The 11,164-nt window shown below is 69.0% G+C and carries 8 protein-coding genes and 1 pseudogene; all 9 read left to right on the top strand.

What is annotated here, in order from left to right; translation table 11 throughout:
* The coding region (locus tag AC3DE2_RS20015) for a methyl-accepting chemotaxis protein (RefSeq protein ID WP_488427540.1) at positions 1-477 on the top strand (477 nt) is incomplete at its 5' end.
* Positions 478-835: 358 nt separating this feature from the next.
* On the top strand, positions 836-1,615 hold the full coding sequence (locus AC3DE2_RS20020) for a flagellar brake protein (protein WP_295376606.1): 780 nt from the start codon (positions 836-838) through the stop codon (positions 1,613-1,615).
* 127 nt (positions 1,616-1,742) lie between these two features.
* A complete protein-coding gene (locus tag AC3DE2_RS20025) occupies positions 1,743-2,216 on the top strand; it encodes a chemotaxis protein CheW (RefSeq protein WP_295376605.1) in 474 nt (157 codons plus the stop codon).
* A 262-nt stretch (positions 2,217-2,478) separates the two neighbouring features.
* Positions 2,479-3,000, top strand: a pseudogene (locus AC3DE2_RS20030) (cache domain-containing protein); the annotation flags it as partial.
* Positions 3,001-3,093: 93 nt separating this feature from the next.
* Positions 3,094-4,815 carry a methyl-accepting chemotaxis protein gene (locus AC3DE2_RS20035; RefSeq protein ID WP_488427543.1) on the top strand — a complete coding sequence of 574 codons (1,722 nt, stop codon included), beginning with the start codon at positions 3,094-3,096 and terminating at the stop codon, positions 4,813-4,815.
* A gap of 207 nt (positions 4,816-5,022) precedes the next feature.
* Positions 5,023-7,620: an EAL domain-containing protein gene (locus AC3DE2_RS20040; RefSeq protein ID WP_295376614.1), complete on the top strand. Its 2,598-nt coding sequence runs from the start codon at positions 5,023-5,025 to the stop codon at positions 7,618-7,620.
* The gene (locus AC3DE2_RS20045; protein ID WP_488427541.1) at positions 7,617-9,125 is read left to right on the top strand and encodes a diguanylate cyclase; all 1,509 of its coding nucleotides are present in this window, start codon (positions 7,617-7,619) and stop codon (positions 9,123-9,125) included. The genes AC3DE2_RS20040 and AC3DE2_RS20045 overlap by 4 nt, the downstream gene beginning before the upstream one ends.
* Positions 9,126-9,260: 135 nt before the next feature.
* Entirely contained in the window at positions 9,261-9,665 is a 405-nt protein-coding gene (locus tag AC3DE2_RS20050) for a hypothetical protein (RefSeq protein WP_295376611.1), read from the top strand.
* Between the two features lie 101 nt (positions 9,666-9,766).
* A partial coding sequence (locus AC3DE2_RS20055) for an MCP four helix bundle domain-containing protein (RefSeq protein WP_488427542.1) occupies positions 9,767-11,164 on the top strand: 1,398 nt, incomplete at its 3' end.

Raw genomic sequence — 11,164 nt, forward strand, 5'->3', positions numbered from 1 at the left:
AACGCGGCCAAGGAAATCAAAGGCCTCATCGAAGCCTCGGTGGACCAGGTCGCCACCGGCTCGGCGCTGGTCAACCAGGCCGGCGCCACCATGGGTGAAATCGTCGCCTCGGTGCAGCGGGTCACCGACATCATGGCCGAAATCGCCGCCGCCTCGCAGGAGCAGTCCGCCGGCATCGAGCAGGTCAACCAGACCATCACCCAGATGGACGAGACCACCCAGCAGAACGCCGCATTGGTCGAGGAGGCTTCCGCCGCCGCCCGCAGCATGGAAGACCAGGCGCGCCTGCTCAGCGAAGCGGTGGACGTGTTCGTCATCGACGGCCACGCTCCCGCCGCGCGGATGCCGGCGCCCGTGGTCGCCGCGTCGACGCCCGTCGTGCGGACCCCCGCACGCCCCGCGCCACGCAAACCCGTCGCGCCGGTCCGCCGCAAGCCCGAACCGGCCCTGGCCGACGGCGACTGGCAGGAATTCTGAGCCGGGAAGCGATTACCTCCCCCTTCGAAGAAGGGGGACCGAGGGGGATTTGCTTTCCCGAATAGCCAATCCCCCGGCACCCGTCGACGGGCCCCCGCCCCCATTGACCTGCCATTCGGCGGTTGGGAAGCGCTGCAAACGGGACTGTTTCAAAGGGAGCCATCCCCGCGCGGACGACCCGCCATCGCCTCCCCCTTCGAACAAGGGGGACCGGGGGGGATTTGCGCTTCCGTACGACAGCAATCCCGTCACCGTCGCTCTCTACTCCTCTAAAGAATCCGTGACGGGGTTCGATATATCTGACAGATGCCCTGCTCCCCACCAGGGTCCGGCCGCATTCCGCTTCCACAAGACCCGTATGTCCGACCAGATCGAGGCCGCCACCCAGGAACCCGTGCGGTACGACGAAGAAGAGAAGTACCTGCTGCGGCATCCGCGCGACATTCGCCAGGTGCTGCAGGCGCTGATCGATCGCCGCGCCCTGATCAGCGCGCACCTGGTTCCGCGCGGGCACGTCTTTCCCACCGCGCTCATCGAGCTCGCCGCCGATGAAGGCAGCCTGCTGTTCGACGGCAGCATCAGCGAGACCATCAACCGCGCGGTCGAGGAAGCCACCCAGATCGTGTGCGTGTCGCAACTGGATCGGGTGCATGTGCAGTTCCCCCTGGCCGATTGCGAGCGCCTGCGCGTGGACGGCCAGACCGCGTTCCGCGCGCCGTTTCCGGAACGCGTGCTGCGCCTGCAGCGACGCGAGTTCTACCGCCTGCAGGTGCCGGTGTCGTATCCCGTGCGCTGCCTTGTCCCGTTCGCGGTCGGCGAGGAAGCGCCGCAATGGGTGGAAATGCGGGTCCTCGACATCAGCGGCGGCGGGGTCGCGGTGGAAGTCCCGCCGGAGCGACCGGATTTTCGTCCCTACCGGGAGTACGCCGACTGCCGGCTGCTGCTGCCCGACGGCGAGCCGTTGCAGGTGCGCCTGATGGTCAAGAACCTGTTCCGCCAGTCCCGCCCCAACGGCCGGGAAATCTGGCGGGCGGGCTGCCAGTTCACCGACCTGCCGCGCGGCGGCGACGCCCAGATCCAGCGCTACATCTTCCGCATGGAGCGGCAGCGCAGCGCCCGCGAGCGCGGAATCGGCTGACCGGCCGCGTGCCTGCGGCGCCCGTCGCAGTTCCACCCGCCCGGGCTAAAGTCCCGGCCATCCCGGCCGATGAGTAGCGGAGTAAGGGCGCCTCCGCGTCCCCGCCAGAATGCACAGGAGCATTGCGATGAGCGACAACAAGACCACGGCCGCGGAGTTCCTCAGCTTTGCGCTGGGCGAGGAACAGTACGGCGTGGACATCCTGAAGGTCCAGGAGATCCGTGGTTATGACGCCGTCACCCGGTTGCCCGACGCCCCCGAATACATCAAGGGCGTCATCAACCTGCGCGGCACCATCGTCCCGGTCATCGACCTGCGCCTGAAGCTGCGCCTGAAGGAAGCGCGCTACGACGCCTTCACCGTGATGATCGTGCTCAACGTCGAGGACCGGGTCGTCGGCATCGTGGTCGACAGCGTGTCCGACGTGATCCCGCTGGACGCCGACCAGATCCGCCCGACCCCCGAGTTCGGCGCCAGCGTCGACACCCGTTTCATTTCCGGCATCGGCACGGTCGATGACCGCATGCTGATCCTGCTGGACATCGAGACCCTGATCGACAGCGCCGATCTGATTGATCACGCCGAGGCCGAAGCGGCCTGAGGCCGCTTCGCGCGACGGTTCCGCCGCATGACGACCCGCGCAGGGGGAGCCCAGGCTTCCCTTGCGCCCGCGCACGCCCCGCGCGGCCCCTGTCAGGCATTCCCCTACGACCAAGGATGATTCAACGCCAGCGCGATTCACGCCGATAGCACTATCGGGCCGTCGCGCCCCTCTGCCAGAAAGTGACCGGAAGTACCCCATGACGTCCGCAACATCCCGCCCGCGTTTCAGTGATCTCTCCCTGCGCGGCAAGTTCCTCCTGATGCTGGCCGTGCTGGCCATCGGTGTCGTCGCCCTGTGCACCGTGACCGCGCGCCGCAACCACACCGAACTGCTGCAGAACGAGCGCCAGCAACTGCAGACCCGGGTGGGCGCCGCGCTCGGCATCATCGGCCGCTACCAGGCCCTGGCACGGGAGGGCGCGCTGGACGAAGCCACCGCCAAGCGCCAGGCGCTGGCCGCGGTGGCGGCGCTGCGCAGCCCGGGGGGCAGCGACTACCTGTGGATCAACGATCAGGCGCCGACGATGCTGATGCATCCGCACCAGACCGCGTTGAACGGCAAATTCCTCGGCGACCAGACCAGCGCGGACGGCAAGCGCATCTTCGTCGAAATGGTCAAGCTCGCGCGCGGCCCCGCCGGTGGCGGCTTCCTGGACTACACCTGGGCCAAGCCCGGGGTGGACGAGCCGGTCGAAAAGATCTCCTACGTGGCGCTCTACCGCCCCTGGGGCTGGGTGGTCGGTTCCGGCGAATACGTCGACGACATCGCCGCACGCGCCTGGAGTTTCGCCCGGGTGCTGATCCTGGCCGGCGCGCTGGTGCTGCTGGCGGCGCTGGTCCTGTGCTGGCTGATCGCCCGGTCGGTGCTGAGCCCGATGGCCGGCGCGGTGCGCGCCATCCAGGCCGTGGCCGGCGGCAATCTGGACGTGCGCATCGCCGCCGCGTCCGGCGACGAAATCGGCCAGATGAACGCCGCCCTGGCCGACATGGTCGGCCAGTTGCGCGAACGCACCGCGCAGGAACGCCGCATCGCCGACGAGAACCTGCGCATCCGCACCGCGCTGGACAACGCCGGCACCAGCGTGATGATCGCCTCGCCGGAGCGCGAGATCATCTACGCCAACCGCGCGGTGACCGACCTGCTGGCCTCCTATGCCGGCGACATCCAGCGTGCCCTGCCCCGGTTCGAACCGGATCGCCTGATTGGCAGCAACATCGATGTCTTCCATGCCGACCCGCAGCGGATCGCGAGCTACCTGGAACGGATGCAGGCCACCCATCGCGGCCAGATCCGGCTGGGCGACGCCTGGTTCGGACAGGAAATCTCGCGGGTCAGCGACGACCAGGGCAAGCCGCTGGGCTATGTGGTGGAGTGGCGCGATCGCACGCCCGAGGTACGGGTGGAAGAGGAGATCGCCGGCATCATCGGCGCCGCCATCGCCGGCGATCTGTCGCAGCGCGTGGACACCACCGGCAAGCGCGGCTTCTTCCTGCAACTGGCCGAACAGCTGAACCGCCTGTTGGACACCAATGCCGGCAGCCTGGCGCAGGTGTCTGCGCTGTTGTCGGCATTGTCGCGCGGTGATCTGACCGTGCGCATGGACGGCGACGGCAGCGCCGCGCTGAGTGGCGTGTTCGCCCGCATGCGCGACGACGCCAACGCCACCGTCGCCCAGCTGACCGACATCGTCAGCCGCATCCAGGACGCCTCCACCGCCATCAACACCGCCGCCGGGGAAATCGCCTCCGGCAACGCCGACCTGTCCCGCCGCACCGAACAGCAGGCCGCCAACCTGGAGGAAACCGCCGCCTCCATGGAAGAGCTCACCTCCACCGTCCGCCAGAACGCCGACTCCGCCCGCCAGGCCAACCAGCTCGCCATCGGCGCCGCTTCGGTGGCCTCGCAAGGCGGCAACGTCGTCGGCCAGGTCGTCACCACCATGCGCGACATCGAAGCGGCCTCGCGCAAGATTGCCGAAATCATCGCCGTCATCGACGGCATCGCCTTCCAGACCAACATCCTGGCGCTCAATGCCGCGGTGGAAGCGGCCCGGGCCGGCGAGCAGGGCCGCGGCTTTGCCGTGGTCGCCTCCGAGGTCCGCACCCTGGCCCAGCGTTCGGCCAACGCCGCCAAGGAAATCAAGGGGCTCATCGAAGCCTCGGTGGACCAGGTCGCCACCGGCTCGAACCTGGTCAACCAGGCCGGCGCGACCATGGGTGAAATCGTCGCCTCGGTGCAGCGGGTCACCGACATCATGGCCGAAATCGCCGCCGCCTCGCAGGAGCAGTCCGCCGGCATCGAGCAGGTCAACCAGACCATCACCCAGATGGACGAGACCACCCAGCAGAACGCCGCATTGGTCGAGGAGGCCTCCGCCGCCGCGCGCAGCATGGAGCAGCAGGCGCAGGGCCTGGCCGAAGCGGTGTCGGTGTTCGTCATCGACACCCAGGCCGCAGCAGCGCCGGCCCCGACGCGGGCTTCCCGCGCCCAGGGTTCCGTCGCGAAAAGCACCGCGCCCGCCTTCGGTCGCAAGCCCGCGCCGCTCCGCCGCGAGCCCGCGCCCGCCCTGGCGGACGCGGAATGGCAGACCTTCTGAACAGGACCGGATTCCGACCATGCGCACCGCCGCCGTGCCATTTCCCCCTGCCGCGGGCACGGCGGCCTCAAGCGGACGCGTCCTTGGCCGATATCTGATCCCGTCTGGAACAAACGGACGGCGCATGAGCCCCGACTTTCCTCCCCACCGCTGCCGTTCCCGCCATGCCGCCGCCGCGGTCCGGGGATCCTCATGCGGTGACCGGGCATGAAGGTCAACGTGTCCGTCCCCGTGCCGCTCGATGCCACCTTCGATCTGCTGTTCCAGACCCTGGAGCAATCGAACGACGCCGTGCTCGTGCTCGACGAGCACAGCCACATCCTGCTGTTCAACGCCGCGGCCGAGAAACTCTGGGGCCTGCCGCGCGAACGCGCCGTGGGCAGCCCGCTGCATCATTTCCTGCCCTGCCCGGTCGAGGGCGGCGCGGACCTCCCGGGGCATGCCTGCGCGACCCATTGGGTGGGTGGGCACCGTGAAGTGATGCTGGAACGCGGCGACGGCCGACGGGTGACCGCGTCGTTGACGATGTCGCCGGTCGACATCGGCCAGCGCCGTTACCACACCGCCGTCCTGCGCGACTTCACCGACGTGCGCTTGCAGCGCGAGCGCATGCGCCAGCTGTCGCTGGTGGTGGACCGCAGCGACAACGCCATCTTCGTCAGCGCCCCCAACCGGCAGGTGCTGTACGTCAACAGCGGTTTCACCCGCATGCTCGGCTACGAGCTGGAAGACCTGCGCAGCCACAAGCCCAGCGAAGTGTTGTCCGGCCCCCATACCGAACCGCAGCTGGGCGATCTCATCGAGCGTTCGCTGGCCCAGTCGGAGGGCATGCAGACCGAAGTGCTGCTGTACACCAAGGCCGGGCGACCGTTGTGGGTCTCGGCCGCGATCAATCCGGTGCTGGACGACGACGGCCGCACCATCGGCCTGGTCAGCGTGCTGACCGACATCACCCAGACCAAGGCCCACCAGGTCCTGCACCACAAGGTGCTGGACGCGATGGTCCGCGAGCAGCCGGTGACCGAGGTGATGACCCTGATGTGCCGCGAAGTCGAGCGCATCGTCCCGGAGGTCGCGGTGTCCGTGCTGGCCGTGGATGGCGATGGCCGCCTGCGTCCACTGGCCGCGCCCAGCCTGCCCCCGGCGCTGGTGAGCGCGACCGACGGCCTGGCGATCGGCCCGCGCGTGGGCGCCTGCGGCACCGCCGCCTGGCGTGGCCGCCCGGTGCACGTGCCCGACGTGGCCACCGATCCGCTGATGGCCTCGTTCCGCGACCTGCTGCTGGCCCACGGCCTGCACGCCTGCTTCTCCAGCCCGATCAAGTCCAGCAGCGGCCGCGTGCTCGGCACGCTGTGCTTCTACTACCGCGAACGCGGCGAGCCCAACGACCTGCATCGGCGCATCGCCGATACCTGCCTGCACCTGTGCGCGCTGGCGATGGAACGCGAGCAGACCAACGAACGGGTCCACCAGCTGGCGTTCTACGACACCCTCACCGGGCTGCCGAATCGCATCATGTTCAGCGCCAAGGCCGAACAGGTGCTGGCGAACTCGGCCCAGTTGAACAGCCAGGCGGCGGTCCTGTTCATCGACGTGGACCGCTTCAAGCGGGTCAACGAGGCCCAGGGACACGCCGCCGGCGACGGCCTGCTGCGCGACATCGCCGCGCGCCTGGCCGAGGAACTGCCCGGCCCCAACCTGATCGGCCGCCAGGCCGGCGACGAATTCGTCGCGGTGCTGCCGCAATGCTCCACCGAGCAGGCGGCCAGCGTCGCCGAACGCCTGCTCGGCGCGATCGCGCGGCCAGCCACCGCCGGGGTCATGACCCTGCACCCCAGCGCCAGCATCGGCGTGGCGATCTATCCCGACGACGGTCGCGACATCGACCTGCTGCTGCGCCATGCGGACATGGCGATGTACCGCGCCAAGTCCGACGGCGGCGGCAGCGTGCGCTTCTTCAGCGGCGACATGAACCGGGTCGCGCAGGAACGCGTCTCGCTGGAAACCGCGATGCGCGAGGCGCTGGTCGCCAACCAGTTCAGCCTGCACTACCAGCCACAAATCAGCGGCGGCAGCGAACGCGCCCTGTACGGCGTGGAGGCGCTGCTGCGCTGGGAACACCCGGAACTGGGCATCGTGCCGCCGTCGCGCTTCGTGCCGGTGGCCGAGGAATGCGGCCTGATCGCCGACCTCAGCCTGTGGGTGCTCGAACACGCCTGCGCGCAGGTCGCCGACTGGCGTCGCCGCGGCATCCCGGTGCCACGGGTGGCGGTGAACGTCTCGGCGATCAACTTCCGCGATCCGGACCTGTCCCTGCAGATCGCCAGTTGCCTGGACACCCACGACCTGCAGCCGGACGACCTGATCCTGGAAATCACCGAGAGCGTGATGCTGGATCCCAATCCGGACGTGCTGGAGAACATCGAGGCCATCTATGTCATGGGCGTGCGCCTGTCGCTGGATGACTTCGGCACCGGCTATTCCAGTCTCAGCCACCTGCATCGCCTGCCCATCTACGAACTTAAGCTGGACCAGAGCTTCGTCCGCGACATCGACAGCAGCGCGATCGCCCGCACGCTCACCACATCGGTGCTGCGCATCGGCGAGAGCCTGAGCATGAAGGTGGTGGCCGAGGGCGTGGAAACCGGCGCGCAGCACGCGTTCCTGGCCGAACAGGGCTTCCCGGTCCTGCAGGGCTACCTGTTCTCCGCCCCGCTGCCGGCGCCGGCGCTGGAACACTGGCTGGGCAACAACGACTACGTATCGATGCCGGTGTCCGGGGACGGCGCCACGCCCACGCCATGAGCGCCGCCCCGCGAACGCCGCCGGCGCAGCGGTTGCCGGCGGCGTACTCCCTGACACCGCACCTGATCTACCCGCACCGGCTGTACCTGCTGCACGCCATCGCCACCGCCTTGGCGGTGCTCGCGATGGCGCCGGCGATGTGGGCCCTGCAGGTGCCGCTGGAGCACTGGCTGACCACCGTGGCGTTCGGTCTGGGCTGGCCGCACCTGGCGCGCTGGCGCTATCGCCGCGCGCGCAATCCCAACCGCGCCGAGATGCAGCACGTCCTGATCGACGGCCTGCTCGCGGGCATGGGCCTGCCGCTGATCGCCTTCAATCTTCCGATCAGCACGGCGCTGGTCGCGGTCACCTGCTTCGCCGCGATGTTCGGCGGGGGACCGCGCCTGCTGATCGGCAATTTGCTGGCGCTGGCCGCAGGCGTGCTGGTGGGCATTCCGTTCTACGGGCTGCACTGGCAACCCGGCCTGGACTGGCTGTCGTTCCTGGCCAGCCTGCCGCTGGCCTGGGTCGCGCCCCTGGGCCTGATCCACATCGGTTTCGACGTCACCCAGGGCCTGCACCATCGCCGCAACGAGCTGGAGCTGCGCGGCTGGCACGACGGCCTGTCGGGGCTGTTCAACCGCACCCACTGGGAAGACACCGTGCGTGCCGAGTTCGCCCGCTGCCGGCGCACCGGCCAGGCGGCGACGCTGATCATGGCCGATCTGGATCACTTCAAGCAGATCAACGATCTGTACGGCCACGCCGAGGGCGACTCGGTGATCCGCCGCTTCGCCGACCTGCTGCGGACGCATGTCCGCGACATCGACGTGCCCGGCCGCTACGGCGGCGAGGAGTTCGGCATCCTGCTGCCGCTCACGCCGTTGCCGGAAGCGATGGAAGTCGTGCGCCGCCTGCACCGGCGCCTGCACGAGGTGCCGCTCTCGCGCCATCGCACCATCACCGCCAGCTTCGGCGTCGCCGAACTCGGCGCGGACATCGACAGCCCGGAAGCCTGGATCCGCCAGGCCGACCTGGCCCTGTACCGGGCCAAGTACGACGGCCGCGATCGCATCGCCGAGCGCAGCGTCGCCAGCTTCGTCCCGGAAGGCCCCGCGCCGCAGGCGCCGCTGCGCCCGGCGCTGTCGCCGCGCGAGCCGGCGGTGCTGTCGCAGCTGCTGCAGGGCATCGACATCGCCGACAACCCGGTGGCGATGTACAACCCGGACGATCACCTGGTGATGGCGAATGACGCCTACATCCGCCTGCACGGCATTCCACCGGGCGTGATGCGCTTTCCGGACATCATCCGCCACGCGCATCGCCTGCGGCAGGGCGTGGCGCTGGAAGTGGATGCCGAAACCTGGCTGCAGGACGTGCAGCAGCAACGCCGCCGCGCGCCGCGCCGGATCTTCTCCGTGGCGACCCTGGATGGCCGCCGGTTCCAGGGCATCGAAGTCTGCTTCAACGGTGGCTGGGTCCTGACCACCCTGGTCGCGGCGACGGAGCCGGTCACGCCGGCCTGATGCGAAAAAGTGTGACGGCCTCCGCGAACAGGCGGCGTCAGCTTTCCGCGTTCCTCAAGTTCACCGCAACAGGGCCGATGAGTGCCTTCGAGACGCCTTGCGCGCCAGTACCTGATCCCTTCCCGGAGAGTACCCATGAAGATCGCCACCCTCGTCACCCTGTCGGCCGCCATCGCGGGCGCCGCCCTGCTGCTGCCGGCCGAGCGCGCCAGCGGCCAGTCCCAGATCACCGACGCCATCCCCGCCGACAAGGCCGTGCGTTTCGCCGGCCGCGACGGCATCGTCTGCGGCAAGGTGGGCAAGGCCCGCTTCGCCGAAAACTCCGAAGGCACGCCGACCTTCCTGTACATGGGCGGCGACTTCCCGCGCCACACCTTCACCGCGCGCATTCCCGGCGCCGACCGCGGCAAGTTCAAGCCCGCGCCGGAAAGCCTGGAAGGCAAGGACATCTGCGTGATCGGCAGCATCCAGCGCGACAGCTCGCGCGCCGAGATCGTGGTCACCTCGCCGAGCAACCTGAAGCTGGCGTCGATGCGCTGACGTTCCCCGGCGGTCCGCCATCGGGCCCGCCGGTTTTCCCTTTGCCTCCCGCCAGCCACTCCGCCCGCGACGTCGTCCGCCCCGGACCGAGGAAACCTTTCATGCAGTGGATCCAGAACCTCCGCCTGACCCAGAAGATGATGCTGGCGTTCGGCATCGTCCTCGCGCTGATGCTGGTGCAGGGCATCGTCTCCTTCGTCGGCCTGAAGTCGCTCAACGGGGTGACCCGCGAGATGGCCGACAACACGCTGCCCAGCGTGGGCACCGCCGGCGCCCTGCGCGGCCTGCTCGGCGAGTACCGCGCCACCACCTTCACCACCCTGGTCCGCGCCAGCGACACGGTGAAGAACGATGCCCGCACCCGCGCCGTGCGGATCCACGCCGACATCGACAAGGCCATCGCCACCTACAAGCCGCTGATCTCCACCGCCGCCGAGCGCAAGGCGTACGAGGCGTTCGTGGCCGACTGGGGCAAGGCGTACAAGTCCTACCAGGACGTCAACGAGATGCTGGAACTGGATCTGCACGACGACGCCATCGACACCTTCATCGGCGGCACCTGGGACGCGCACGCCAAGGCGGCCGCGTCGCTGGATGCGCTGCTGAAGGAAGTGAATCGCCAGACCGCGGTAACCGCCAAGGATTCGGCCGCGACCTACACCGCCTCCAGTTCGATGGTCCTGATCATGCTGCTGGCCGGCATCGTCGGCGGCCTGGTCCTGGCCTGGTTCTTCGCCCGCGCCATCGCCCGCGCGGTCGGCGAAGCGGTGCGCGTGGCCAACGATGTCTCGCGCGGCAAACTGGACGGCACCATCGACACCTCGCGCAAGGACGAGGTCGGCGAGCTGCTGACCGCGATGCAGCGCATGCAGCACCAGGTGCAATCGGTCATCGCCGCGCAGTCGGAGATGGCGCAGCGCCACGAGGAAGGCGCGATCAGCTATCGCATGGACGACGGCGCGTTCCCGGGCGAGTACGGCCGCATGGTCCGCGACACCAATGCCCTGGTCGCCTCGCACCTGGAAGCGATCGGCAGCGCGCAGCGGATCATGCAGCGCTACGCGATCGGCGACCTGAGCCCGGACATGGACCGCCTGCCCGGCGAGAAGGCCACCCTGACCGAGACCATGGACGCCACCAAGGCGAGCCTGTCGGCCATCAACGTCGAAATCAAGCGACTGGCCAGCGCGGCGGCCGCCGGCGACTTCAGCCAGCGCGGCGACGTGGACCGCTACCAGCATGACTTCCGCGACATGGTCGCCGGCCTGAACCAGCTGATGGAAACCACCGACGGCAACCTGGCCCAGGTCTCCCAGCTGCTCCAGGCCATCGCCCGCGGCGACCTGACCACCCGCATGGACGGCGACTTCCACGGCGTGTTCGCCCGCATGCGCGACGACGCCAACGCCACCGTCGCCCAGCTGACCGACATCGTCAGCCGCATCCAGGACGCCTCCACCGCCATCAACACCGCCGCCGGGGAAATCGCCTCCGGCAAC

Source organism: Pseudoxanthomonas sp. 68-E7 (genome assembly GCF_057773145.1).